The organism is Methylotenera sp., assembly GCF_029946165.1.
GTDB lineage: Bacteria > Pseudomonadota > Gammaproteobacteria > Burkholderiales > Methylophilaceae > Methylotenera.
The window spans coordinates 368,666-393,394 of record NZ_JAQSDZ010000001.1 but is presented as its reverse complement, the minus strand read 5'-3'; the positions used below and the strand labels follow the sequence as shown (position 1 = coordinate 393,394).

Sequence of the window (24,729 nt, the reverse complement as noted above, 5' to 3'; positions counted from 1 at the left end):
AAGCAGCGTTAATTATACGTAGACTCATCATTCAGTAACATGTTGGCTGCATTTGGGTTGCCAGTCCAAAAATTATAAAACTCCCTTACTACCAATAAAAACAATTGTTTAGCTTCTACCATCTTAAAAAGCGGTAAAGTTAAATCAGCCGCGGTACGATAAGATTTATGGTTCTTTATTGGCGCATCACGTAAGCGAATTACCATCACTTTAGCAAGTTTGATACGTGTATCTACCAGTGATTTATCTGCACCCTGATCGCGCATGGCTTGCGTATAAGCTTTTAACGGCCAACTTTCAGCAGTATCAAAACTTTCTGAGTTCAAACTATCGATCAATATTTTTAATGAGGTTGTGAGTGGTTTCCATTGAATTCCGGAAACATCAAAACCATAGTTTAAATTAAAGGCAGCAATCGCCTTAATGTCATTCATCCAAAATGGATAAAATTCACGAGCGGTATTAAGATTGGTATGCCAATCTTCTTCAGGCGTTGCTTTCAACACGTTATCCACCACCTTGCTGTAGATTACCGATTCAAGAGATTTACCAGCAAGCGATTCAGCCAGTTGGTCTAAAAATAAAGAGTGCTTATACAGCACATTGGTAGTTGCACCCTTAGCCTGTAAAAGCTTTAAATATGCGCGGATGGCTTCTTTCTCATGAGATTTGTTCATTTCTTAGTTATTTTTCTGCTTTTCACCTATATGCATTTGGCCTCGTTGTTTGGCGAGAATCACTTGTTTTTGTCGCTCAGTTAAACTTGCTTTTTTTTCTTCAGTTAACTTGTCGTAACAATAAGGGCAAGAGATGCCAGCCGTGTATTGAGTACTTTGCATTTCGGCAGGTGATAGTGGATGGCGGCAAGCGTAACATTGGTCAAACTCACCGACTTCCAAATTGTGCTTAACGGCTACACGTTGGTCAAAAACAAAGCATTCGCCTTCCCACATACTTTCAGCTTCTGGCACGGTTTCTAGGTATTTTAGAATGCCACCTTGCAGGTGAAAAACCTCTTCAAAACCTTGATCTATCATATATGAAGAGGCTTTTTCGCAACGAATACCGCCTGTACAAAACATAGCGACTTTTTTATGTTTGGTTTTGTCAAAATGTTCAGTAACGTATTCTGGGAATTCACGGAAAGTCGTGGTTTTAGGGTCAATTGCACCTTTGAACGTACCGATATCAACCTCGTAATCGTTGCGTGTATCAATCAGAATCACATCTGGGTCGGAAATCAGCGCATTCCAATCTTCAGGTTTAACGTAAGTGCCAACTTTCTTCGTTGGACTAACGCCAGGCACACCAAGCGTAACAATTTCCTTTTTGAGTTTAACCTTCATACGGTAAAACGGATGTTCGCTAGCAAATGATTCTTTGTGCTCTAAATCGGCAAAGCGATTGTCAAATATTGCATCTGAACGCAAAAAATCCAGCAAGTTGTGTATGTCTTGTGGCAAGCCAGCAATCGTGCCATTAATGCCTTCTTCAGCAAGAAGTAGCGTACCTTTTATGTTGTTGCTGATACAGGCTTCTAGAATTGGCGCTTGCAAAGATTTGTAATTGGGTAAACTGACAAACTTATAAAGCGCGGCGGTTAAATACTTAGACATTTTTTTGATAATGAACTGTAATAAAACGGTATTTTATCATCAGACCGTAAAATTATTTAAATGTGCATTAAGACGAGTGAGAAACTAATAAAATCTCACCATTGCCACTACAGGCTGCGTCACCTACAAAGCGCTGTACGCGCTTTGTTTCAATATTAGAAAATTGTGTGTTGAATGGTTTGAAAGATTTAAACATTAGGTTTAAAAATGGCAAAGTATGGCTGCCGCAGTCTTGTATAGTTGCATGCAATTTTGGCAGTTTGGTCAGTAATAATGTGCCGCGCTTCATGTTAAAGCAGGCATATTCTCCAACGTTGCCAAGTATCCCAATGGTGCCCGCAATCATACGGCTGGCACAGTAGTCGCCGACATTGCCTTCAATGAGAATTAAGCCGCGACGCATTTGGTCGCCCACGCGGTCGCCAGCATTGCCTTTAATAATGACAGTGCCGCCGCGCATACCTTTGCGTAAGCCTGAAGAAGCGCCACCAAGAAAGTCACCTGTGTTACCGTCAATTTTGAGTAAGCCGCTAACCATATTGCATGCAGCAAAAGCTTGCGCATTGCCTGTGCAATGGATGGTGCCATTTTTTAAACCAAAGCCTAAATAGGCGCCAGCATCACCTTCTAAAGTGATACTTCCTAAGGTCATGTTTTTGCCGACATTATCAAAAAACTGACTGCTATTTTTGAATACAATGTTTTCAGTATCATCGCCACTCATCTCAAATAAATCAGAAACGCGTTGACCATGTAATGCGATTGCCCCTATTTGGTTAATGTTTAAACCTTTTAATAGGTCAGGCGTTAACTGAGAACAGTCAAGTGAGTGCGTTAATGGCTGTTTAAGTGTGAAGGTAAGTTGGGTCATAAGGAGTTGCCACCCATAATTTCGTGCAATTTAAAATGATGAGGGCCTAGTTTCCCACCGTAATTACCTGCTGATATACGTTTCACGCCGCTTGTTTCACCTAAATCGCAAATGGCTTGTATGCCAACGCGCATGGACTCTGCAATGTCATCAAAACCAATGCCATCAATCACTATTTCCATCACGCTTTCGATTTCGGGCGATAATTCTGTATTAGTTGCACCTTTTAGTGTTGGGCAGAATGCATCGTTGGTGGAGGCAAACATGGTTTTATATTTGCTACCCACTTTAGAGCCTGAGCGAACAACGCCGCCAGGGAAAGGCATAATCACGTTAGGGATTTTTTTCATTGCAGTGATGGCGGCTTCTGCCGCGGCAAGCGCTGCTGGCTGTGATGTGGCTAAAATCAAGAAGTTGCCGCCGCCAATTGCGCGCACCATGCCAGTAGTTTCTTCGCATAAAAATTCGCCATCCATCACTGGCACGCGCCAGTAGCGTTTGGCTGAAATCAACTTAGATGTTTGGAAACCATCGCCAAAAAAGCGTAAGTTTTTACCTAGATTAATTTTTTCATCGCTATCGATGCCAGAAAACGCCGCAGCAGTAGGGCAGGTGAGTATACATTGTCCCATACGGGTTTCAAGCTGCTGCATTAATACTTTGCTGCCCATGGCAAACATCAAAATGCTCACGCCTGGTCTGCCATCTGGCGTTTCTTCTTCGGTCATTTCACGTTCAATACCAGCTTCTACCCCGCAACCAATCACTGAGGTTGCAAAGCCTGTCATGGCATTTGCGGCGTGATATGCCCATTTTAGATTTTGAGCCGTAATGATAACGCGCGTGCCGCGCATATTAAATGCTTCAGCAAAGGTTTCATCTATTTGTACACCGTTAATAATCATGAGTTATCTATTAAATAATTAAGCGTCTAATTGGTTAAGCATCAGGCGCGCCTGAAATAATTTTACCCACCCATTCTTCAATGGGAATAATGCCAATTTCTTTGGCTTTTTTAGCATCGGATTCAGGCAAAATATCTTGTACTAAATCTAGTTGTTTCCAGCCTGCTAATGGTGTTTCGCAATGCTCGCGTGGGACATAACGTGAGTCGCGCACGATTTCCATTTTTGGAATATATCTTGGACAGTTCTGCCAAAATTCAGACAGTTTTACAGTAACAACAAAATCTGCTTCTTTGTAATGTGCCATTAAAACAGGGTCTTTTGAAATACTTGCAGTGCCTTGCACGCGCAGGCGATTAGGCGTTTCAAAAGAAATAAATAGTAAGCCGACATTTTGGTTGGTAGTGATATTTCCCATCGAGAAAAACATGCCGTTACCATCGTAACTTGGGAATATCAAAGTCGTATCATCAAGCACTTTTACTAAGCCTGCATCGCCACCTTTGTATGATGTGGTTGGGCGACCTTGATGGTCGATTGTAGATAAAAAGAACATATTGACGCTAGAGATAAAGCCTTTAGCACCATCATCAAACTCAGTTCTGCAAACCAGCTCTTCTACACGGTCAGCCATGCCTCGTGTGCCAAACTCATCTTGCAGTTTGCGATGTTGTTCTCCGTACAGTCTACTCATTTTGGTTTCTCGTTTTAAAATTAGTGAGAGGCTTTTTTATTTTCATGGACAATAATGCTACCACGTCCATCATTCGTTATTTCATCATCATTCATCTTAAAACTATCCAATTGCATGGTGTGATACTTATCAAAATAATCTTTTAAATCTTTTTCTACGGCAATGTCGAAAGCCGGTTTGGCGGTATGTGTTGCACCCCAAACGACTTTAGCCACTTTGCCGTCTTTTACGACTAACTCACCATCTTTGAATACATAATCAGGTTTAGCGAACATCGCTTCACGGTCGGCTTGATCTGTGTAAATCGTAATATCTGCACCTGCACCAACGCCTAAATGTCCGCGGTCGTTTAAACCAATGAGGTTGGCTGCACCTGCACGCGTCATAATGGCAATGTCGTATAAGCTGTATTCGCGATCCAGCGAAGTTAAGTTGCTCATGGCTTGTGCGTCTAAATTCAGTTTGGCAAAGGCTTCGTTCCTAAAGGTTTTATCCATTAATAAACGAATCAAATGTGGATAACTGGTAAATGGTGCGCCGTTTGGATGGTCAGTGGTTAAGAAAATGCGCCAAGGGTCTTCAACCGATAAAAATATTTCTAGTCCAATTGCCCATTGCAAAGCGTTGACGTAGTTTTGGTCTTTGTATCTAAACGGCACCACGCCACAACCTGCATCACATTCAATATCCATAATGACGGATTTTTTTGGATTGGCATGTTTTGCATTCAACTGCTGCATCATATTATCACCTGATGCGGTGACCGTTTGGCCAAATAGAATCTGACCAACATCGGCAGTAATATGTTTGTTTTTATTCAAGGCTTCGGAGATTTGCGCAGCGGCGGATGAAAACTTTTTATCGCCTTCTGTGCCATAGCTGTGAAACTGTATATGCGTGAGATGCATAGGCAAGCCATCAGATGCGCTCATGGTATCTAGCGTAGTTTGAAAGTTACCTGCTGCTCCTAAATTATTGCAATGTACATGCAAAGGTTTGGCAATGCCAAGCTGATGCACAGCGGTGCTTAGGCTTTTTAATATTTCACGTGGGGTAACTTGGTAGTGGCTATTGTTTTCGTCTAAATCTAATCTGCGTTGATTGAACTTGAATGCGTTAATGCCGCCTGGGTTCACCACTTTAATGCCGATTGATTGCGTAGCATTGAGTATCCATGCCACATAGTCATTAATGGCTTTTTGATCTTTTTTTGCCGTGAGCATGCGCAAAAAGTAATCATCATTACCTAGCATGGCATAACCGCCTTTATCTATCATTGGCGTATCGGCCATTTCTAGATGAGTTTGGCGTGCATTCACAGGCATGAGCGCTGGTTCAAAAGCCGCTGTGTAACCCATTTCTATATAACGGAAACCCGTATCGGTTGCGCTAGGCGTAGCATTATGGCTACAACTCGGCGAACAAACATGCGCTTCAGGCTCGGTGTATTTTTTAGTTTCTTGATACTCTGGCAGCATCATTCGAGCAATATTGACTTTGCCGCCACCAATATGGCTATGCATATCAATTGCGCCCGCCATCACTACTTTGCCAGTTAAGTCGTAAGTTTGTGTGATTTTTTCAGTAGAGCTAGGTTTGGCAATAATGCGACCATTTTTGATATAAATATCTTGAACCACACCATCTTTACCCGAGGTTGGGTCATAAATTCTGCCGTTTTTAAGAAGTGTAATCATGCTAGTTTCGCCTCGATTTGGCTGATGACGTCACTTAAACTAGGAAGCTCACTATTGCGTAATTTTTTAAGCGGCATAGCCACGGAGCTATCCATTCTAAACATCGTGCCTGTGTGGTGAGCGCCCGGAATACCTGCTGGAATAAACACATCTGGCTGCTTTTCAAACTGCATATCAGGATGACCTATAACAATGATTGGTGCATCGCAAGCCGGTGGCTGATGCGCATTGAACGTGCTCACCCATAATAATGCATCGCTACTGTTTAATTGTTGTTTTGTAGAAAAGTGATAAGCGTCATACTCAGCATGACCATTCACGAAGCGATTTCTAGTGGGGTAGCCTGATAACCAAGTACTCGTGTGATTGACGCTAGAGTCGCCATCACCAGAGTTAAGTGGTAAACCCGCAACACGATTCGTTTCATTTAATTTAGAAATAAGTTGAGTTATGCTTTGAACGGTGAGTTCCGCCTGCGGAAACTTTAAGGAGCTTGCCGACCAAACCACTACGCCATATTTTGCAGCTTTTAATTTTTCTAAAATTTGTTTAAGTGACGCGATTGTTACGCCGCCAATTAAGTCATTATCAGCTTTTTTATTCAGAGGATTCTTGGCATTCATGAGCGCATTCAGTGCGTTCATGATTTCCGGTAATTTAACAGATTCTTCAGCAAGGCCTAAATACATGATTTCAGGTTTAGGTTTGTTGAATAAAGTGTCAGTATTCAAAACTAATTTCTCAAAAAAACGCGGGCAGCTACTTACAATATCAGTACCAATCGCCAAAATTACATCGGCACGATTTTTGACTTCAGTCAGCGTTGTTGTTTGCCAGCCACTATTTTGCATCGCCAAAGTGTTCCGCACAGTGCCTTCGGAATGCATATGATCTAGTGTGGCGCTAGCTTTCTCTGCCAAGCGCATCATTGAGCGCATGCCTTGCACCTCAGTGCCTAAGCCTGCAAATAAAGGATGCTTTGCCTTGCGTAGAATGTCAGCCGCCGCTTGAGTCGCAGTGTTTAAATCGGTAGATTTTCCAGCCACGCTAGGTTTAGAACTGCTTTCAGCAAAAGCTTTCTCGAAAAAGCTAACCCCTTTAACGCAAGCATTTTTGATGCTTAGAGGAGATGTTGAATTTAATTCCAAATCATCGCAGAGCAAACCACAGGCGGGGCAGCAAAACATTATTGGTAACGTTGTATTGATTGATGGTTTCATTAGTTATCATTTTGCCACATTGTTACAAAATTGAAACAACAATTAAGCAGGTAAATGCAGATTTGTTTTTAAAGTTGAGGGATTGTCATGTCCTGCATTGCATTAGTATGCGATTTCCAAAGTATTTGCAATTTTTAAGGATTTGTATGTTCGAATGATTAAAATGATGGTTTATTAAAATCGCTAAAAATGGTATTTTATCGTTCTTTTCAATAAGTTAATTTAATGGAGTTGTTATGGCTGTTCAACGTACGCTTTCTATCATCAAACCTGATGCAGTGGCAAAAAATGTAATCGGTAAAATACTTACGCGTTTTGAAAACGCAGGTTTAAAAGTTGTTGAAGCCAAAATGGCGCAATTGACTCAAGCTGAGGCTGAAGGCTTTTATGCTGTTCACGCTGCGCGTCCATTCTTTGCTGATTTAGTAAAATTCATGATTTCAGGCCCAGTGATGATTCAAGCGCTTGAAGGCGAAAATGCTGTTCAAGTTAACCGTGATTTAATGGGCGCTACTAACCCAAAAGAAGCGGCTGCCGGTACGATTCGTGCTGATTTCGCTGAAAGCATTGATGCTAACGCGGTACACGGTTCAGATTCAGCAGAGAATGCTGCAATCGAAATCGCCTATTTCTTCGGTAAATAATTCAATCTTCGTCATTATGCTGCGTTGCGAATAAAAAATAATTCCTTACATACTTCATGTATGCCGCGTCATTATTTTTTATTCACGCCTTGCCTAATTTAGAAGCTTGAATTATTTGATGTAAAGGTAAAACAATTTTGGTCAACTTGCTCAATTTCAATCAGCCACAGCTGGCGCAATGGTTCGCGGAACAAGGCGAAAAGCCTTTTCGTGCCAAGCAGTTAATGCGTTGGATGCATCATTTTGGTGTGCATGATTTTGAGCAGATGACTGATATTGCCAAAGTATTACGCGAGAAGTTGGTTTTAGAAGCCGAAATTACTTTACCAACGGTGCAGTTAGAGCAAGTATCTAATGACGGTACGCGTAAGTGGTTGATTGGTGCTGACACTGCTAATAGCATTGAAACCGTGTTTATCCCTGAGGATGATCGCGGTACTTTGTGTATTTCAAGCCAAGTTGGTTGCGCGTTGGAATGCACATTTTGTAGTACAGGCCGTCAAGGATTTAACCGAAATTTAAGTGTTTCAGAGATTATTGGCCAGCTAGCCATTGCTAACCAGTCGCTGAGACAAGAAAGTGGATACGATTTGCTTTCTGCAAATGATCGTATCATTAGTAATGTAGTAATGATGGGCATGGGCGAGCCGCTAGCAAACTACGATAACGTAGTCACTGCCATGCAAATTATGTTGGATGATAATGCCTATGGCTTAAGCCGCCGCCGCGTGACGCTGTCAACCAGCGGCATGGTGCCAGCGATGGATAGGTTAAAAGAAGATTGTCCTGTGGCATTAGCCGTTTCCTTGCATGCACCTAACGATGCGCTACGCGATGTGATTGTGCCTATCAATAAAAAATATCCGCTTAAAGAGTTAATGGCTGCGTGTAATCGTTATTTAGAAAAAGCGCCGCGCGATTTCGTTACGTTTGAATATGTGATGCTGGATGGCGTGAATGATACGGTTGAACATGCGCATCAGTTACTGGATTTAGTAAGAAACGTATCATGCAAATTCAATTTAATCCCATTTAATCCGTTTCCGAACAGTGGCTACGATACATCTAAAGCTAGCCATATTCGAGTGTTTCGCGATATTCTCATGCAAGCAGGTTATGTGGTGACGGTACGCAAAACGCGTGGTGAGGATATTGATGCCGCATGTGGTCAGCTGGCGGGTAAGGTATTAGATAAAACTAAACGTACGGCAAATAGAATTCCAATTGTAATTGCTGAATGAGGCCAGAGATGAAATTAGGTGTTTTAAAATTATTGTTTACGTTATTGGCGATTGGTTTGTTTGGTGCTGGGTGTGCCAATCAGCAACAGCAAGATAAAGACACTGAAAATACAAAATCTCGCGCACGCGCTCATGCTGATTTGGGTTCAGTTTATTTTCAGCAAAAACAATTAGAAATTGCTTTAGAAGAATTCAATGTTGCTATTAAAATTGATCCTACTTTTGCTCCAGCTTACAATGGGTTAGGTTTAGTGAACGCCGAACTTGGCAAAGATGATGTAGCTGATGCGAATTTTAAAAAGGCAATTCAGTTAGAGCCATTGAATTCCGAAGCGCATAATAATTATGGTAGTTTTTTATGTGCTAGAAATAGAGTGGATGAATCCATTGCACAGTTTTTAGCGGCGCTTAAAAACCCGCTCTATGCCACGCCTGCTATGGCTTATACCAATGCAGCTATTTGCTCTGTGCGTAAAAATAATCTAGTAAGCGCAGAGAATTATCTACAACAAGCTTTGCAAATTGAGCCACTTTCGCAAGTGGCGGCCTACCAACTAGCCTCATTACAATTTAAACGTAATGATGCAATTGCGGCAAAGAAAACTTTACAAACTGTGATGTTAAGCAGACCAGGACCGGAAGTGTTGTGGTTGGGCATTCAGATTGAGCGCATTGTTGGTGGCAAGGATGCTGAAGCTAGTTACGCTTTACAATTAAGACGCCAGTATCCAAATTCTATGCAAGCTAAGTTATTAGAGAGTGGAAAATAACATGGCGGACGAAGCTGTAGCAAACTTTACAGAGGTGGAGATGATAGGTTTTGCGCCATTAGGCGAGGTGTTTTTTGACGCTAGGAATGCAAAAAATCTATCATTAAAAGACGTATCAAATAATTTGCGTTTTAGTATTAAGCAAATTGAGGCTTTAGAAAATAATAATTTTTCTAGTTTACCTCCAGCAGCGATTACACGTGGTTTTATACGTAACTATGCACGTTATTTAGAGTTAGATGCCGAGCCTTTGTTAGCGAGCTATCGTGTACGTATGCCAGACGTTACCCCGGGCACCTTAATTGTAAAAACCTCTATGAACCAAGTGATGCCAGGTAAGGGTGGTTCTTCTTCTCTACTAAAGTATTTATTGCTGTTTAGTTTAGTGTTACTTGCTACTGCCACTATGTTTTACTATATTAATTATATGCAGAAGCCAATGAATAAGGTGGCGGAAGATCTTGTTAACACCCCGATAGAAGCAATGGTGCCAGAGGTTGCTATGCTGCCAGAAGTTGCCTTGCCAGAAGCGGAGCGTGTAACACAAACTGATACCGTTGACGCGGAAGCTGCCGAGAATGTGCCTGCCGAAGTAAATGGCGATGTAACAGCAATCCCCAGTCAGGTTATGCCCAATCAAGCTACCGCGAGTGCCGCTGTTACTAGACCTGAACAAACACAACAGTCGAGTGGCTCGATGGTTACCACACAAAATCTTCAGATGCCAAAAGAGGCGGCTGTAGACTTCAATACGTTTAAAGAAAATGCCGCAAAAACAACGCCGCCCACAGCGAGTGCTAAAGCAAGTGCTACGGATGCGAAAGCGCCCGAACTAGCTAATAATGGTCTAAAGCCAAATAGCGTAACTGCCGCAGTAGTTAAAAGCGTGAATATTGCGGTGACAGAACAAACATGGGTACGCATCACCGATAAGCATGGCGAAGTCGTCTATGAAAAAATGTTAAAAGCGAATAGCGAAGATGGCTTCAACGGCTTGCCTCCTTTTAAAATGCTGATTGGCAATGCAAAGGCAACCAAGCTTACATTTTCAGGTCAGAATGTTGATTTGAGCGATAAAACTAAAAGTAATGTTGCTCGCCTAACCTTGGAGTAACCATTGAGTCTTTCTTTACTTAAATCCGCACGTAATACTCTGCAAGTCATGATTGGTCATGTGCCTGTGGGTGGTGGTTTGGCTGGCACTGTCGCTAGCCCGGTTGTTGTACAAAGTATGACGAATACTGATACTGCTGATGCGCAGGCAACCATTAAGCAAGTATTTGAGTTATGGCAAGCGGGCAGTGAAGTTGTGCGGATCACCGTTAACTCGCCAGAAGCCGCTGCGCAAGTGGGTAATATTCGTCGTGGTTTGGATGCCTTAGGCTGCAATGTGCCGCTGGTGGGTGACTTCCATTATAACGGTCATAAATTACTCGCGGCTTATCCTGATTGTGCTGAATCATTAGCCAAATACCGTATTAACCCAGGTAATGTGGGTAAAGGCTCTAAGCGTGATGAGCAGTTTGCCTCCATGATTGAAGCTGCAGTACATTATAAAAAAGCGGTGCGCATTGGCGTTAATTGGGGTAGTTTAGACCAAGCTAAAATGGCGCAAATGATGGATGATAATGCTAAGTTAGCTGAGCCATTATCCTCAGAAGCCTTAATGCGTGAGGCATTGATACAGTCCGCGCTTGAAAGTGCCGCACAGGCCGTTGAGTTGGGTTTGTCGCCTAATCAAATCATCATTTCTTGCAAAGTGAGCAATGTGCAAGATCTAGTGAAAGTTTATGCTGAACTGGCAACACGTAGCGATTATCCCTTGCATTTGGGTTTGACTGAAGCTGGCATGGGTTCAAAAGGAATTGTTGCATCCACCGCTGCGCTGGCCTTGCTTTTACAGCAAGGTATAGGCAATACCATCCGCGTTTCACTTACGCCAGAACCTAACGAATCCCGTACAAAAGAAGTGATTGTCGCGCAAGAAATTTTGCAAACGATGGGCATACGCTCATTCACTCCATTAGTGACTGCCTGCCCAGGCTGCGGCCGTACGACTTCAACGTATTTCCAAGAACTTGCCATGCAAATTCAAAGCTATTTGCGTAATCAAATGCCTGTATGGCGCGGCCTATATGCTGGAGTTGAAAACATGAGCGTGGCTGTAATGGGCTGCGTGGTGAATGGTCCGGGTGAATCCAAGTTAGCCAATATCGGAATTAGTTTGCCAGGTACAGGTGAAACGCCAGTTGCACCCGTGTTTGTGGACGGCGAAAAAACCGTTACACTCAAAGGCGATAACATCGCTCAAGAGTTTCAAGCGATTGTCGAGGATTATGTACAAACGCATTATGCTGCAGGTGGCAAGCTGCACGTTAATCTGCCTAAAGTAAAAGCCACACAAAAAACAATCTCTATTCAAGCTATTAACTAAATAGCTACCCTTAAAAAGTCATTGAAGTAGTGAACTATGGTTGATCAATCAACAAAAAACATGCAAACAAAAACTAAAGCCACAAAATTCCAAAGTATTAAAGGTTTTTACGACATATTGCCTGAAGCTACACCGTTGTGGTTTAAGCTTGAGGACGCAGCACGCCGTGTATTAGGCAAATACGGCTATAAAAACATTCGCATGCCCTTGGTAGAATCTACCGAGTTGTTTGTGCGTTCAGTAGGTGAGCATACGGATATTGTTGAAAAAGAAATGTACGCTTGGGAAGATGCGCTTAATGGCGACAAGCTGACATTGCGTCCAGAAGGAACGGCAGGCTGTGTTCGTGCTGTTGTGGAAAGCAATTTAACCTACAACGGGCCAGTTAGGCTTTGGTATAGCGGCGCGATGTTTAGACATGAGAATGTACAAAAAGGTCGTCAGCGTCAGTTTCACCAAATTGGTGTGGAAGCTTTTGGTTTTGATAGCCCGCAAGTAGATGCTGAGCAAATTGTATTGCTAGCGAGACTTTGGCGCGAGCTAGGGATCGCTGATGTTGAGTTACAAATCAATAGCATAGGCGATGCGCATGAGCGTTTGGAATATCGCAAAGTGCTCATTGCGTATTTTGAGCAACATGCTGATTTGCTAGATGAAGACGCGAAACGTCGTTTACATACAAACCCGTTACGCATCTTAGATACCAAAAACCCACGTATGCAAGCCATGTGCGAAGCTGCACCAAAGCTGATTGATTCTTTAGGTGATGAAACCCGTGCGCATTTTGATGGTCTGTGTAAACTATTGGATGCAGCTGGCGTGGCTTACATAGTGAATGCGCGATTAGTGCGCGGTTTGGATTATTACAATCGCACTGTTTTTGAGTGGGTGACTACAAAATTAGGCGCGCAAGGTACGATTGCTGGTGGTGGGCGTTATGATGCTTTAGTCGAACGATTGGGCGGCGACGCAACACCAGCTTGCGGCTTTGGTATTGGCTTAGAGCGTGTATTTTTGCTAATGCAAGAGTACGGAATTACCGCCGATGATGCACCAGATGTGTATTTAGTTAATGTAGGTGAACAAGCAGAACAAGTCGCATTTAGCATCGCCGAACAGTTACGCAATACCAATATTCAAGTGATACTGCATGCTAGTGGCGGTAGTTTTAAATCGCAAATGAAAAAAGCAGATCGAAGCCAAGCTAAGTTTGCGTTAATCATTGGTGATGAGGAAGTGGCAAACAAGCAAGTAACACTAAAACCTATGCTCGCCACAATAAAAGGTGAACAGCAACAATGTAGTATTGAGCAAGCTATTGAACATTTAACTGCGGCACTTGGTTAGGTGTTGCAATTGCCAAGTGCTTTGATAAGCTATAAATAACCCCCATTGGTATTCAACATTGAGCGAAAAAATGACCGCTGAAATGAAAGAAGCTAGTCCATTATTGCAATTGCAGCATGTGAGCATTTCAGCGAGAAAAATGCCAACGCGCTTATTGGTTAACGATGTAAGTTTTAGCATCTCTGCGGGAAAAACAACTTGCGTAGTAGGTGAGTCTGGCAGTGGCAAAAGCTTAACGGCTTTGTCTGTGATGGGTTTGTTGTCTAAACAATTGCAATTAAGCTCTGGCAAAGTCATCTTTAGCGATGCTCTATTGAATAACAATTCAGGCGAACAAGATTTAATTAAGCTTGATGAAGCAAGCTTACGAAAAATTCGAGGCGCAAAAATCGCTATGATTTTTCAAGAGCCTATGACTTCATTGAACCCAGTGCTCACAGTAGGCTATCAAATAGGTGAAAGCTTAACGACCCATTTAGGCTTAAAGGGCGACATTTTAAAAGCTAAAGTTGCCAGTCTATTAACCATGGTTGGCATACCTCCAAGTCGCGCGAACAGTTATCCTGACGAGCTTTCTGGTGGTCAGCGCCAACGTGTGATGATTGCGATGAGTATTGCTTGCGAGCCCCGCTTATTAATTGCCGATGAGCCAACTACGGCGCTAGATGTTACAGTGCAAGCGCAGATACTTAAATTGCTTGATGAGCTAAAAACGCGCATGAATATGGGAATGCTATTTATTACGCATGATTTTGGTGTGGTAGCGGATATTGCGGATAATGTTGTGGTGATGTTTAGAGGCGAGATTGTTGAATCTGGCACTAAAGATGAAGTACTAGGTAATCCGCAACATCCATATACCAAAGCGTTGCTAGATTGCGTGCCAGATGCAGAAGGTAAAAAGCCACTTAAGCCGATTGATTATGCTTGGTTAAACGAGGGTAAAGCCGCATGAGCAATATCATTCTGCAAGCTAACAACTTAGTGAAAACCTATACGCAGCGTAGCGGCAAGTTTGGCTTTGGCACAACCTTGGTAAAGGCTTTAGATGATGTAAGCGTGAGCTTAGTAGAAGGTAAAACCCTCGCTGTTGTCGGTGAATCTGGTAGCGGTAAATCCACGTTGGCACGTTGTCTGTTACAATTGCAACCCTTAGATAGTGGTGAAGTGCTTTTTGCTGGCCAAGATTTGGCCAAATTAAGTGGTGGCGACTTACGTTCGGTGCGTAAAAATTTGCAAATGGTGTTTCAAGATCCATTTGCCTCGCTCAACCCGCGCATGCGTGTGGGTGAGATTGTAGGTGAAGGTTTACTGATTCATCAGCTTGGTAACTCTGCAGAACAGCAAGAAAAAGTGATTGCGATGCTCAAACGCGTGGGCTTGACCGAAGCTGATATGCAGAAATATCCGCATGAGTTTTCAGGCGGGCAAAGGCAGCGTGTTGGAATTGCGCGAGCCTTAGTATTACAGCCGAAGGTAGTGGTGTGTGATGAGCCTGTGTCAGCGTTAGATGTTTCAATACAAGCGCAGATACTGTTGCTGCTAAAAGAGTTACAAGCAGAAATGGCATTGAGTTATGTATTTATCAGTCATGATTTGCGTGTAGTGCGCCATATTGCTGATGATATTGTCGTGATGAATGGCGGTAAAGTGGTGGAACAGGGTAAGGTTGAAGATATTTATCAACATCCCCAGCATGAATATACGCAGAATCTGTTGGCGGCCATCCCTGGTAAAAAGGCAGTCAATGCTTAAAGTTTGATTCAATTAATTGGTTTTAGAGAATATTAGGAAAAGCAATGGCATACGATTTAGAAGAGCAAGAGCAGATTGATGAGCTAAAAGCTTGGTGGAAACAAAACGGCAAGATGATTAGTACGCTAGTGATTGGCGCACTAGTCGCTTATTCCGCTTATCAGGGTTGGAATTATTACCAAAATAAACAAGCAGTTGAGGCTTCAACACAGTATCAAGAGCTCTCAATTACTGATGAAAAAGACTTGAAATCTATACAGGCTAAATCAGCCGTATTGATGGATAAGTTTGCTGGAACACCTTATGCAGGTCGTGCAGCCTTGTTTGCTGCTAAAGCCAATTATGAAGCAAATGATGCTAAAAGTGCAAAAGCTCAATTAGACTGGGCTATTAAAAATGCAAAAGAAACCTCTATTAGCGCTTTAGCTAGCTTGCAGTTAGCTAACATTTTGGCTGAAGAAAAAGATTTTGAGGGTGCTTTAAAGCTCTTAAATGCGCCACATGATACTGGATTTGATGGCTTATTTGCGGATCTTAAAGGTGATGTTTTGGTGAGTTTAGGTAAGAGTTCAGAAGCTAAAACCGCCTATCAAGAAGCGTTAGCTAAATTGGATCAACATGGTAAATTCCGCGCGTTGACTCAGCAAAAACTGGAAGCGCTAGGTTAAATTAGCCTAAAGTATCTAAAGCACGTTCTCTAAAGTATCTAAAGCACGTTCTTAAGTAACAGGCGCATATAAATAAGCTGGAGCATTGCATTGTCTTTATATCAATTTAAAAAAGCATCACTAAACCTGTTGGCCTTAACAAGCCTATTGCTGGTTACCTCATGCAGCACAATCTCAGACCTTAAAACGGATGTGTCTGACAGAATTTTTGGCCGAGAAGCTGCTGATGCGCCCGATCCTTTAGTGGAGATAAAAGAAACAGCGAAAACCCAACTTTTATGGCAAGCTAAAATCGGACCGACTGAAGACTTTCAATTTTCGCCAGTAGTTGAAGCTGGTTATGCTTACGCGGCAAGTGCCAATGGTGAAGTTATTAAATTCGATGCTACAAATGGTAAACAAGTCTGGCGTGTAAATGCTGGTGAAAAGTTATCAGGTGGTGTTGGTGTAGGCGGCAGTTTAGTATTAGTCGGCACTCAAAAAGGTGTGGTTTACGCTTATGATATTGAAGGCAAGCTGCAATGGAAGTCTAAACTCAGCAGCGAAATATTAAGTGCACCAAAGTATTTTGATGGCGTTGTAATCGCTCGCACGGGTGATAGCCGTATTTACGGCATTAACGCCAATGATGGTAGCCGAAAATGGGTTTATGATCGGACAAGTCCAGCACTTACCTTACGTAGTAGTGCAGGTGTAGTAGTAGATGGCGGTGCTGTATACGCAGGTTTTGGTGGTGGTAAACTCATTGCGATACGTGCCGATAACGGCAAACTATTATGGGAAGCTTCGGTCGCTCAACCTAAAGGCGTTACAGAGATCGAACGTATTGCAGATATTACAAGCTTACCAGTCGTAGATGGGCCGCTCGTATATGCTGTTGCATATCAAGGTAAAATTGCTGCGATTGATAGGACATCTGGCCGAGTAGTTTGGAACCGTGATATATCCAGCTTATCTGGTATTAATGCAGAAGATGGTCGTATATTTGTTTCACACGCCATGGGCTCGGTTTATTCACTAGATTACAGTACAGGCAAGACTTTTTGGCGACAAGCTGCACTTAAGAATCGCAGATTATCTGCGCCATTGCCCATGGGTAGTTTAGTTGCAGTGGGAGATGTTGAAGGTTATGTTCACTTTTTAAGCCGTGATGATGGTGCCATAGCCTCAAGAATTAAGACTAATAATAGTCAGATTATGCCAATAATGGCTTCAATCAATAGCACTACCGTGTTAGCACAAACACATGATGGCGGCATTTATGCAATTCAGATTAAATGAATGCCGCATTAGCATTGATGAAATAGAAAAGTTAAAGGCCTTAGCCAATGCGCTATCTGGCTCAAAGTAATTATTAGAAGGCTCGTATGTTACCTACCGTTGTTTTGGTTGGTCGACCCAATGTCGGCAAATCTACCTTATTTAATCGACTGACAAAGAGTCGTGACGCATTAGTCGCAGACTTGCCAGGGCTTACGCGCGACCGTCACTATGGTCGCGGCATCGGTGCTAGTCAGCCATATTTAGTGGTAGACACTGGTGGTTTTGAGCCAAATACAGATAGCGGCATTCTCAAAGCCATGGCAGTTCAAACATTATTGGCGATTGATGAAGCTGACGTGATTATCTTTTTGGTCGATGGTCGCCAAGGTGCAACACCGCAGGATATGGAGATTGCTAATCGTCTTCGCAGAAGCAAATGCCCAGTGTTACTCGCAGTGAATAAAACTGAGGGTATGAACAAGGCGGTTGTCAGTGCGGAATTTCATGAACTAGGCTTGGGTGATCCATTGTCAATTTCATCTGCGCATGGCGAAGGTGTGAAAGATATTATTGACTTGGCACTGGAGAGTTTCCATGAAGAGGAAGAAGAGCCAGAGTTAGATCAAACTGGCGACAGAATTCCTAAAGTGGCAATTGTCGGTCGTCCTAACGTAGGTAAGTCTACGCTTGTGAATGCCTTGCTTGGTGAAGACCGTGTGATTGCATTTGATGAGCCTGGTACAACGCGCGATTCAATATCGATTGATTTAGAAAAAAATGGTAAACACTACACCTTGATTGATACCGCGGGTGTGCGTAAGCGTGGTCGCGTTTTAGAAGCGATTGAAAAATTCTCCGTGATTAAAACCATTCAGTCTATTGAAGAGGCTAATGTGGTTATTTTGGTCGTGGACGCGCAAGAGGGTATTACCGAGCAAGATGCCCACGTTGCTGCATATATCTTGGATGCTGGTCGTGCATTAGTCGTCGCTATTAATAAATGGGATGGCTTAAAAGAAGAAGAGCGCGATTGGGTTAAACGAGAAATTGACCGTAAATTAATGTTCTTAGACTTTGCTGAGTTTCACTATATTTCTGCGTTACGCAAAAAAGGTCTACCAGAGCTATTTAAATCTGTGGATATTGCCTTTAAAGCTGCGTTTGCTAAGCTTGCAACCCCACAGCTCACACGAGTGTTAATTGATGCTTTACAACAGCACCAGCCGCCGATTAGTAAAGGTATACGACCTAAGTTGCGTTATGCGCATCAAGGTGGCAGCAATCCACCTATCGTGGTGGTGCATGGTAATCATGTGGATGGCGTAAAAGACGCTTATACAAGATTCTTAGAAAAGACTTTTCGTAGGACATTCCAGCTTTCAGGCACGCCATTACGTGTGCAGTACAAGCAAGGCAGCAATCCATTTGCTGAGGACGAAGATAAACGTAAACCTGGTGAAGGTATCGTCAGTATGCGACGCCGTAAAACTGCACATCGTGCTGAATTAAAGGCAAAGAAAGAAGTAGAAGATAAAGATAGAAGCGCAAAAAAACGATAATAAAATTGGTTAACATCCTTCAGTTAACCTACAACTCGAGAGAAAGTTTTAGGGACGCACTGATTATTGACGGCATTTTATTAGCTTTATTTTCGTTTCACTTTTTTGTGAATATTCGGACTCATTACTTGGCACTTAAACATGACATACCTTCGACAAAGTCATTTCGATTTAATTAATCTAAATTACTTAGAGTCATAAGTATAATCAATAGTTAGTTGCTTCATTTATTTGATTGATACTAAGCCTGCGAACCATTCGCAGTTCTGCAAGCTGTTGTAACTTGCGATACACTGTTAACCTTAGCGCATTAAAACTCAAAATCCCAGATTTAGGAGAAAAAAATGACCACAGACCACGATGTCTCTACCCCAGTCACCCAAGCATTAAATACAATCTTAGAGTTAGAACTAGCTGGTGTAGTGCGTTATACACACTATGCCTTAATGGTGTTTGGATATAACCGTATACCGATTGTTTCCTGGTTACGTAGTCAAGCTGCAGAGTCACTGGTTCATGCTGACAAAGCAGGCGAGTTAATCACCCATTTAGGCGCTCATCCTTCGCTTTCAATTGGACCATTACTAGAAACGCATAATCATGACATTGGTGATATTCTGCGAGAATCTCTCGCTCACGAAACCATTGCACTCAATGCTTATAAAACTTTATTGAAACTAGTTGAGGGTGAATCTGTGATGCTAGAAGAATATGCGCGTGAAATGATATACCAAGAAGAGTTACACCTAGGTGAAGTTGATAAAATGCTGAGAAAACCAGGAGAGATTGCAAAATTTCAGAGCTAAATTTTTATTAGCTATAGCTTTGTATTGTTTTCAAGAGATTCGTTCTCTGTGGGGAGTTCATAAGGGTCAGCTACGTAAGCTGGCCCTTTCATTAATATGACTAGTATGCAGCCAATAGTTAGAGCACCAATAAAAAACCAAATGCTAAATAGCACGCCTAGACATTGAAAAACAATTTTTAATTGCTCTGCATTTAATACATCATTCCATAAATACAGGCTTAATATCACGGCACAAGGCACAAAGGCGGTTATTAAAAATATTCTAGGTATTTTTTTAAGCAAAATCCATTCTAAGCCAGAGGGTGACCGAACGGATTCAGGCAATTTTTTAAAGTAATCCATGCCTTTTTGTTGTACATATTCTTAAAAAGTTCATTAAGAATATTATTTTGTGTACATGCTTTCCCAAAACTTCCACCATACGCGTTCGTCTGTAGGTGCTCCCTTACCTAATAGTGCACTCTTTGGGTAGTTTGTTTCTAAAATGCGCATGGTATCCTTTTTAAGGTCATCTAAGCCCATTAAATCATAAGCGCTAACCATAGTGACTAAAGCCTGCTCAACACCTGGAGTTTGTGGGTAGTATTCCAACACATATTTACAACGATTAATTGCGGCTAAATAAGCTTGGCGTTTCATGTAGTAATTAGCTACATCTAATTCATGCTCTGATAAACTATTTGAAAGGTAAACCATGCGTTGCGTTGCATCTTTTGCATATTTGCTATTTGGATAACGTGTGACTAAATCTTTAAAGGTCACAAAAGAATCACGTAATGAACGTGGATCACGATCGCTAATTTGTTGTTTGGTGAGTTTTTCAATAACGCCACGTTCGTTAAATACCGCTAAACCTTTTAGATAGTAAGCATAGTCAACGTTAGGATGATTAGGATGTAGTTTAATGAAGCGATCAGCGGCTGCAACAGATAAGACTGGGTCTTGTTTTTTAAAGTGAGCATATGCTATTTCAAGCTGTGCTTGGGCTGCGAAGCGTCCATTGGGATAGCGAGATTCTAGCTTGCCAAAATAGAGAATGGCTTTATCATAGTCTTTATCGCGCATTTTCTCGGAACCCATTTGGTAAATACGTTCCGCAGTTAAGCCTTTTGTATCATCCAACTCTGTTGGGGCACCAAATATAGCGCAACCATTGATTAACAAGGCGAACATTAAAATTAAGATATACTTCATGCCGAAACCTATTTTAAGAAATTAGTAATAATTATAACCGATGACAGACGCTACTCCACAACCTCTTAATAATACTCTTACACTAACTATTTCAAATGATTTAGGCGGATTACGCTTAGATGTTGCTTTGCAACGCATGTTGCCTGAACATTCACGTTCACGTTTACAAACTTGGATTAAAGAAGGCTTGGTCACTGTAGACAATTTACCAAGCACCTCTAAGACCAAAGTGTGGGGCGGCGAGCAGGTGATTGTGCAAGTACAAGCAAAACCAGAAAACTACGCTTATGTGGCAGAAGATATTCCGCTGGACATCGTTTTCGAAGATGATCATATCATAATCATTAATAAGCCTGCCGGTATGGTAGTGCATCCTGCCGCGGGAAATTGGGGCGGAACGCTACTCAATGCACTTTTATTTCATGCGCCTGAATTAAAAGATGTGCCGCGCGCTGGTATTGTGCACAGGCTAGACAAAGACACTAGCGGCATATTAGTGGTAGCAAAAACCTTAGCTGCACAAACTAATTTAGTTCGCCAGTTGCAGGCGCGTACAGTGAAGCGTGAATATCGCGCTATTGTCTGGGGGCAGTTATGGCGTAACGGCGTGGTAGATCAAGCCATTGGTCGTGACCCGCGTTCACGTACAAAAATGGCGCTTAATCGCATGGGTAAGCCAGCCATTACGCGTTATGAAATATTAGAACGTTTTTCAGTGCAAACTTATTTGCGTTGTAATTTGGAAACAGGCCGTACCCATCAGATTCGCGTACACATGCAGTCGTTAAAAGCGCCTATCGTGGGTGACCCTGTGTATGGCTTCCGTGGGATTATTCCTATCCGCGTGATGACACAAACTTTACGTGATGAAGTCAGTCAATTCAACAGACAAGCCTTACATGCGATTAAGCTTGGTTTAATGCACCCAGCTACTAATGAGTTTATGGAATGGCAAATTGAGCTGGCCGATGATATGAAAGCTTTGCTAGAAGCCATGCGTCATGAAGATCCACGTAACGACGATGAAGAAGAGTTTGAGTTTAGTTCTGAGCCTTATCTTTCTGATGAAGATTATGAGGACGATGAAGACTTTGATGAAGATGATGATTTGGAACTCGAAGACGAAGAGTAAATGCTATGTCTGATTTGCATTTTCCTGATTTAAATTTCATAGTCCCAAACTGGCCTGCACCAGCCAATGTTAAGGCATTGCAAACAACTCGCTTAGGTGGCGTTAGCTTGGCCCCTTATGCGAGTTTGAATTTAGGTGCGCATGTTGGTGATGATGCGATCGCCGTTGCCAAAAATCGTCAATTATTAAGTCCATATTTACCTAGTGAGCCAGTGTGGGTGAATCAAGTGCACGGCGTTGAAGTAATTGACGCTGCACAAAGCACTTGTTTGCAAAATGCTGATGCGGCGTTTACCACTCAAGCGAACGTGGTTTGCGTCACGATGACGGCAGACTGTTTGCCTGTATTGTTGTGTGACAAGGCTGGAACGGTGGTTGCAGCTGTACATGCAGGTTGGCGCGGTTTGTGTGATGGTGTTATTGAAGCGGCAGTTAATAAACTTCCCGTTGAAAAAAGCGAGATTTTAGCTTGGCTTGGCCCTGCGATTGGCCCCGATGCTTTTGAAGTGGGCGAAGAAGTCAGGCAGCAATTTATGCAGCATGATTCTCATGCTGAGCAAGCATTCAAGCCGCACGGCGACCATAAAGAAAACCAAAAGTGGCTTTGCAATATGTATTTAATCGCGCAGCAACGCTTAAAAAATGTGGGCGTTACGCAAATTTACGGCGGTAGCGTTAATGAGGATTTCTGCACTTATACCGATGAAGCGCGCTTTTTCTCATTCAGGCGAGATAATGTGACTGGTCGCATGGCTAGTTTGATTTGGCTAGATAATTAACTGCTGTAAATTACGCTACGCATACTCAAAGCACCTAAATCAAAACTTTCTGTTAAGAATTGCATATTGTCGTTGGCATGCTTAACTGCGGCAATGTACAACAAAGGCAAGTAATGCTCATCTGTAGGCACTGCAAATCTTGCTGAGTCGCCTGCGAGAGCTATATCTATTAATGCGGTCTCTTCTTCTGATTCCAGCGCTTTTTTAATGTAATCATCAAATGCAATAGTCCATTCAGCCGTTTTGCCTTGCATGTCGAGTTTGCCCAAATTATGCACGATGTTGCCGCTAGCTATAATCATTACGCCTTGTTCACGTAGGCTAGCTAATTGCTTGGCCAGCTTGAAATGTTGCGCAAAGTTTAGATTCATATCTAAACTAAGCTGAAAAACTGGCACGTCAGCTTCAGGGAAAAGAGATTGTAGAACTGTCCAAGCGCCATGATCTAAACCCCAATCTAATGTACTGGTTATTTGATTGGCAGGAAATAAATCGCAGAGCATTTTTGCGTATTTAGGCGAGCCTGGCGCAGGGTATTGCTGAGCGAATAGCTCTGCTGGGAAACCGCCAAAATCATGGATGGTTTGTGGATTTTCTACTGCACAAACTTGTGTGCCGCGCGTTTGCCAATGTGCGGAAATGCATAGTATTGCGTTTGGTTTAGGCAAGCGCTTACCCAAAGCTAGCCAAGCCTCACGATATGGATTGTCTGTTATCGCATTCATGGGGTTGCCGTGCCCAATAAAGATGGCTGGCATGCGCGTGATATTTTCAGCGGTTTTCATCATGTAAATTTAATTGTGCTAATTGATTGATATATCGCATTATGTTGGGGTGATTAAGGTTTTAACAAGCAATCAAATACGACTAAGACTTTGCTTGTATATATTCAGTATAATGCACACTTCGTTAGTTTGTTTAGATCACCTTTTAAGCCTTATTTAAAACTCTATGTTAAACCTCGCTATTAATTCTGCACCGTTATCTGTACTAAGCTGGATTGTTCTATCCAGTTTATTGGGCGGAATATTAAGCGTTTGTTTGGCTGCATTGTTTGCACTCAACGTTCGCATTTCATGGGTGCCTATGTTGGTGAGCTATGCGATTGGCGCTATGTTAGGTGCAGTATTTTTAGAGATTTTGCCGCATGCATTTAGTATTGCAGGTAGCGTGGAAACAGTTTCAGCAACGCTATTATTTGGCTTATTGTTATTTTTTGTATTAGAGAAATTGGTCATTTGGCGCCATTGTCACGGCGACCATTGCGAAGTACATGCGGTACATACCGAAGAGAATTGCCCAGTCACACACCCAGAAAAAGAAGGCGGCGCCAAATATCGCGCTGTTAATGCACAACAACCAACTATTTTACTTAGCGATGTACACAGCCATTCTCATTCACACGATGGCGGCAGAAGCGGCTTAATGATTATGATAGGCGATACTTTTCATAATTTTATTGATGGTATTTTGATAGCTGCCGCATTTACAGCGGATATTAAGCTTGGGGTAGTAACAGCATTGGCGATTATCGCGCATGAAATTCCGCAAGAAGTGGGTGATTTCCTAATATTGCTACATTCAGGCTACACAAAAAAACAGGCTTTAATTTTCAACTTGGTTTCAAGCGTGGCGACGATGGTCGGCGGGTTGATTGCTTACTTTGCGTTGCAATATGTGCAAAGCTGGATTCCTGTTATTTTAGCTTTAGCGGCATCAAGTTTGCTTTACGTGGCAGTGGCAGATTTAATTCCAGGTTTGCACAAACGCACAGAATTAAAAGCCACCATTGCGCAAGTATTACTGATTTCGATTGGTGTCAGCACTATCTTGCTTGCTCACTTCTTCCTCGAGTAAAAATTCTTGTTGTAAAGACTGTTGATGTTTTTTGAAGCGTCTATGGTTAACACCCAATATCCAAAGTAGTAAAGCGCAAGGTAATAAGCCATAAAATACAAAGGTAAGTAGTCCAGCCGTTAACGTTTTTTCGGAAGCCGCCATTAATGTGACGACATAAAGCCAAGCAATTGCAATAATGTACATATAAATTTTTAAAAAATTAAAACATCGTCACTATATGTCTAGACGTTTTAATTTTAGTTTCACCCTATTTAAATTAGAAATGTGAGTTT

General features: G+C 42.3%; 26 protein-coding genes. 15 read left to right on the top strand and 11 right to left on the bottom strand.

What is annotated here, in order from left to right; all coding sequences use genetic code 11:
• Positions 1-8: 8 nt before the first annotated feature.
• The 7 genes from PSV17_RS01720 to PSV17_RS01690 form a co-directional block, all read right to left on the bottom strand.
• Positions 9-677 carry a hypothetical protein gene (locus PSV17_RS01720; protein WP_300478967.1) on the bottom strand — a complete coding sequence of 223 codons (669 nt, stop codon included), beginning with the start codon at positions 675-677 and terminating at the stop codon, positions 9-11.
• A gap of 3 nt (positions 678-680) precedes the next feature.
• A complete protein-coding gene (locus PSV17_RS01715) occupies positions 681-1,616 on the bottom strand; it encodes a rhodanese-related sulfurtransferase (protein WP_300478965.1) in 936 nt (311 codons plus the stop codon).
• Between the two features lie 67 nt (positions 1,617-1,683).
• Entirely contained in the window at positions 1,684-2,487 is an 804-nt protein-coding gene (locus PSV17_RS01710) for a formylmethanofuran dehydrogenase subunit C (RefSeq protein WP_300478963.1), read from the bottom strand.
• Complete coding sequence (fhcD, locus tag PSV17_RS01705) at positions 2,484-3,392, bottom strand: formylmethanofuran--tetrahydromethanopterin N-formyltransferase (protein ID WP_300478960.1); 909 nt, start codon at positions 3,390-3,392, stop codon at positions 2,484-2,486. The genes PSV17_RS01710 and fhcD overlap by 4 nt, the downstream gene beginning before the upstream one ends.
• 34 nt (positions 3,393-3,426) lie before the next feature.
• Entirely contained in the window at positions 3,427-4,086 is a 660-nt protein-coding gene (locus PSV17_RS01700) for a pyridoxamine 5'-phosphate oxidase family protein (protein WP_300478958.1), read from the bottom strand.
• A 20-nt stretch (positions 4,087-4,106) separates the two neighbouring features.
• The gene (locus tag PSV17_RS01695) at positions 4,107-5,783 is read right to left on the bottom strand and encodes a formylmethanofuran dehydrogenase subunit A (protein WP_300478955.1); all 1,677 of its coding nucleotides are present in this window, start codon (positions 5,781-5,783) and stop codon (positions 4,107-4,109) included.
• Positions 5,780-7,003 carry a formylmethanofuran dehydrogenase gene (locus PSV17_RS01690; RefSeq protein WP_300478952.1) on the bottom strand — a complete coding sequence of 408 codons (1,224 nt, stop codon included), beginning with the start codon at positions 7,001-7,003 and terminating at the stop codon, positions 5,780-5,782. The genes PSV17_RS01695 and PSV17_RS01690 overlap by 4 nt, the downstream gene beginning before the upstream one ends.
• Before the next feature lie 236 nt (positions 7,004-7,239).
• Between PSV17_RS01690 and ndk the strand changes: the two genes are divergently transcribed.
• From ndk to PSV17_RS01630, 12 genes are all read left to right on the top strand, one after another.
• Positions 7,240-7,647, top strand: coding sequence for a nucleoside-diphosphate kinase (ndk, locus tag PSV17_RS01685; protein WP_300478950.1), 408 nt, complete (start codon positions 7,240-7,242; stop codon positions 7,645-7,647).
• A gap of 137 nt (positions 7,648-7,784) precedes the next feature.
• Positions 7,785-8,888, top strand: a complete 1,104-nt coding sequence (rlmN, locus tag PSV17_RS01680) for a 23S rRNA (adenine(2503)-C(2))-methyltransferase RlmN (protein ID WP_300478948.1) — start codon at positions 7,785-7,787, stop codon at positions 8,886-8,888.
• A gap of 8 nt (positions 8,889-8,896) precedes the next feature.
• On the top strand, positions 8,897-9,658 hold the full coding sequence (pilW, locus tag PSV17_RS01675) for a type IV pilus biogenesis/stability protein PilW (RefSeq protein WP_300478946.1): 762 nt from the start codon (positions 8,897-8,899) through the stop codon (positions 9,656-9,658).
• A gap of 1 nt (position 9,659) precedes the next feature.
• The gene (locus PSV17_RS01670; protein ID WP_300478944.1) at positions 9,660-10,772 is read left to right on the top strand and encodes a RodZ domain-containing protein; all 1,113 of its coding nucleotides are present in this window, start codon (positions 9,660-9,662) and stop codon (positions 10,770-10,772) included.
• A gap of 3 nt (positions 10,773-10,775) precedes the next feature.
• The gene (gene ispG / locus PSV17_RS01665) at positions 10,776-12,092 is read left to right on the top strand and encodes a flavodoxin-dependent (E)-4-hydroxy-3-methylbut-2-enyl-diphosphate synthase (RefSeq protein WP_300478942.1); all 1,317 of its coding nucleotides are present in this window, start codon (positions 10,776-10,778) and stop codon (positions 12,090-12,092) included.
• Positions 12,093-12,152: 60 nt separating this feature from the next.
• Positions 12,153-13,439 carry a histidine--tRNA ligase gene (gene hisS, locus PSV17_RS01660; protein ID WP_300478939.1) on the top strand — a complete coding sequence of 429 codons (1,287 nt, stop codon included), beginning with the start codon at positions 12,153-12,155 and terminating at the stop codon, positions 13,437-13,439.
• Positions 13,440-13,509: 70 nt separating this feature from the next.
• Positions 13,510-14,394, top strand: a complete 885-nt coding sequence (locus tag PSV17_RS01655) for an ABC transporter ATP-binding protein (protein ID WP_300478937.1) — start codon at positions 13,510-13,512, stop codon at positions 14,392-14,394.
• Complete coding sequence (locus PSV17_RS01650; RefSeq protein ID WP_300478935.1) at positions 14,391-15,194, top strand: ATP-binding cassette domain-containing protein; 804 nt, start codon at positions 14,391-14,393, stop codon at positions 15,192-15,194. The genes PSV17_RS01655 and PSV17_RS01650 overlap by 4 nt, the downstream gene beginning before the upstream one ends.
• Before the next feature lie 44 nt (positions 15,195-15,238).
• The gene (locus PSV17_RS01645; RefSeq protein WP_300478933.1) at positions 15,239-15,862 is read left to right on the top strand and encodes a tetratricopeptide repeat protein; all 624 of its coding nucleotides are present in this window, start codon (positions 15,239-15,241) and stop codon (positions 15,860-15,862) included.
• A 90-nt stretch (positions 15,863-15,952) separates the two neighbouring features.
• Complete coding sequence (gene bamB, locus PSV17_RS01640; protein ID WP_300478931.1) at positions 15,953-17,143, top strand: outer membrane protein assembly factor BamB; 1,191 nt, start codon at positions 15,953-15,955, stop codon at positions 17,141-17,143.
• An 86-nt stretch (positions 17,144-17,229) separates the two neighbouring features.
• Positions 17,230-18,684: a ribosome biogenesis GTPase Der gene (gene der / locus PSV17_RS01635; protein ID WP_300478929.1), complete on the top strand. Its 1,455-nt coding sequence runs from the start codon at positions 17,230-17,232 to the stop codon at positions 18,682-18,684.
• 344 nt (positions 18,685-19,028) lie between these two features.
• A complete protein-coding gene (locus tag PSV17_RS01630) occupies positions 19,029-19,490 on the top strand; it encodes a ferritin-like domain-containing protein (RefSeq protein WP_300478927.1) in 462 nt (153 codons plus the stop codon).
• Positions 19,491-19,501: 11 nt separating this feature from the next.
• Here PSV17_RS01630 and PSV17_RS01625 read toward each other — a convergent pair whose 3' ends face one another.
• Both PSV17_RS01625 and PSV17_RS01620 read right to left on the bottom strand, forming a co-directional pair.
• Entirely contained in the window at positions 19,502-19,834 is a 333-nt protein-coding gene (locus PSV17_RS01625; protein WP_300478925.1) for a hypothetical protein, read from the bottom strand.
• 42 nt (positions 19,835-19,876) lie between these two features.
• Positions 19,877-20,686: an outer membrane protein assembly factor BamD gene (locus tag PSV17_RS01620; RefSeq protein WP_300478924.1), complete on the bottom strand. Its 810-nt coding sequence runs from the start codon at positions 20,684-20,686 to the stop codon at positions 19,877-19,879.
• Positions 20,687-20,726: 40 nt separating this feature from the next.
• Between PSV17_RS01620 and rluD the strand changes: the two genes are divergently transcribed.
• Both rluD and pgeF read left to right on the top strand, forming a co-directional pair.
• The gene (gene rluD / locus PSV17_RS01615; protein ID WP_300478923.1) at positions 20,727-21,818 is read left to right on the top strand and encodes a 23S rRNA pseudouridine(1911/1915/1917) synthase RluD; all 1,092 of its coding nucleotides are present in this window, start codon (positions 20,727-20,729) and stop codon (positions 21,816-21,818) included.
• Positions 21,819-21,823: 5 nt separating this feature from the next.
• Positions 21,824-22,597, top strand: a complete 774-nt coding sequence (gene pgeF, locus PSV17_RS01610; protein WP_300478920.1) for a peptidoglycan editing factor PgeF — start codon at positions 21,824-21,826, stop codon at positions 22,595-22,597.
• On the opposite strand, the gene ygiD is transcribed toward pgeF, so the two are convergent.
• On the bottom strand, positions 22,594-23,385 hold the full coding sequence (gene ygiD, locus PSV17_RS01605) for a 4,5-DOPA dioxygenase extradiol (protein ID WP_300478918.1): 792 nt from the start codon (positions 23,383-23,385) through the stop codon (positions 22,594-22,596). The genes pgeF and ygiD overlap by 4 nt on opposite strands.
• Positions 23,386-23,548: 163 nt before the next feature.
• On the opposite strand from ygiD, the gene PSV17_RS01600 reads away from it, so the two are divergent.
• Complete coding sequence (locus PSV17_RS01600; protein ID WP_300478916.1) at positions 23,549-24,454, top strand: ZIP family metal transporter; 906 nt, start codon at positions 23,549-23,551, stop codon at positions 24,452-24,454.
• On the opposite strand, the gene PSV17_RS01595 is transcribed toward PSV17_RS01600, so the two are convergent.
• Positions 24,398-24,640 (bottom strand): hypothetical protein, encoded by a 243-nt coding sequence (locus tag PSV17_RS01595; protein WP_300478914.1) that lies wholly within the window; start codon positions 24,638-24,640, stop codon positions 24,398-24,400. The genes PSV17_RS01600 and PSV17_RS01595 overlap by 57 nt on opposite strands.
• Positions 24,641-24,729 lie beyond the last annotated feature (89 nt).

What these genes read in the sequence shown, in the direction of transcription:
- PSV17_RS01710 (WP_300478963.1), bottom strand. Translation starts at nt 2,487, where the DNA reads ATGACCCAACTTACCTTCACACTTAAACAGCCATTAACGCACTCACTT.
- PSV17_RS01620 (WP_300478924.1), bottom strand. Translation starts at nt 20,686, where the DNA reads ATGAAGTATATCTTAATTTTAATGTTCGCCTTGTTAATCAATGGTTGC.
- PSV17_RS01690 (WP_300478952.1), bottom strand. Translation starts at nt 7,003, where the DNA reads ATGAAACCATCAATCAATACAACGTTACCAATAATGTTTTGCTGCCCC.
- PSV17_RS01715 (WP_300478965.1), bottom strand. Translation starts at nt 1,616, where the DNA reads ATGTCTAAGTATTTAACCGCCGCGCTTTATAAGTTTGTCAGTTTACCC.
- PSV17_RS01700 (WP_300478958.1), bottom strand. Translation starts at nt 4,086, where the DNA reads ATGAGTAGACTGTACGGAGAACAACATCGCAAACTGCAAGATGAGTTT.
- ndk (WP_300478950.1), top strand. Translation starts at nt 7,240, where the DNA reads ATGGCTGTTCAACGTACGCTTTCTATCATCAAACCTGATGCAGTGGCA.
- PSV17_RS01655 (WP_300478937.1), top strand. Translation starts at nt 13,510, where the DNA reads ATGACCGCTGAAATGAAAGAAGCTAGTCCATTATTGCAATTGCAGCAT.
- rluD (WP_300478923.1), top strand. Translation starts at nt 20,727, where the DNA reads ATGACAGACGCTACTCCACAACCTCTTAATAATACTCTTACACTAACT.
- ygiD (WP_300478918.1), bottom strand. Translation starts at nt 23,385, where the DNA reads ATGATGAAAACCGCTGAAAATATCACGCGCATGCCAGCCATCTTTATT.
- PSV17_RS01595 (WP_300478914.1), bottom strand. Translation starts at nt 24,640, where the DNA reads ATGTACATTATTGCAATTGCTTGGCTTTATGTCGTCACATTAATGGCG.
- PSV17_RS01600 (WP_300478916.1), top strand. Translation starts at nt 23,549, where the DNA reads ATGTTAAACCTCGCTATTAATTCTGCACCGTTATCTGTACTAAGCTGG.
- hisS (WP_300478939.1), top strand. Translation starts at nt 12,153, where the DNA reads ATGCAAACAAAAACTAAAGCCACAAAATTCCAAAGTATTAAAGGTTTT.
- pilW (WP_300478946.1), top strand. Translation starts at nt 8,897, where the DNA reads ATGAAATTAGGTGTTTTAAAATTATTGTTTACGTTATTGGCGATTGGT.
- PSV17_RS01720 (WP_300478967.1), bottom strand. Translation starts at nt 677, where the DNA reads ATGAACAAATCTCATGAGAAAGAAGCCATCCGCGCATATTTAAAGCTT.
- PSV17_RS01625 (WP_300478925.1), bottom strand. Translation starts at nt 19,834, where the DNA reads ATGGATTACTTTAAAAAATTGCCTGAATCCGTTCGGTCACCCTCTGGC.
- fhcD (WP_300478960.1), bottom strand. Translation starts at nt 3,392, where the DNA reads ATGATTATTAACGGTGTACAAATAGATGAAACCTTTGCTGAAGCATTT.
- PSV17_RS01645 (WP_300478933.1), top strand. Translation starts at nt 15,239, where the DNA reads ATGGCATACGATTTAGAAGAGCAAGAGCAGATTGATGAGCTAAAAGCT.
- PSV17_RS01650 (WP_300478935.1), top strand. Translation starts at nt 14,391, where the DNA reads ATGAGCAATATCATTCTGCAAGCTAACAACTTAGTGAAAACCTATACG.
- pgeF (WP_300478920.1), top strand. Translation starts at nt 21,824, where the DNA reads ATGTCTGATTTGCATTTTCCTGATTTAAATTTCATAGTCCCAAACTGG.
- PSV17_RS01695 (WP_300478955.1), bottom strand. Translation starts at nt 5,783, where the DNA reads ATGATTACACTTCTTAAAAACGGCAGAATTTATGACCCAACCTCGGGT.
- PSV17_RS01670 (WP_300478944.1), top strand. Translation starts at nt 9,660, where the DNA reads ATGGCGGACGAAGCTGTAGCAAACTTTACAGAGGTGGAGATGATAGGT.
- der (WP_300478929.1), top strand. Translation starts at nt 17,230, where the DNA reads ATGTTACCTACCGTTGTTTTGGTTGGTCGACCCAATGTCGGCAAATCT.
- PSV17_RS01630 (WP_300478927.1), top strand. Translation starts at nt 19,029, where the DNA reads ATGACCACAGACCACGATGTCTCTACCCCAGTCACCCAAGCATTAAAT.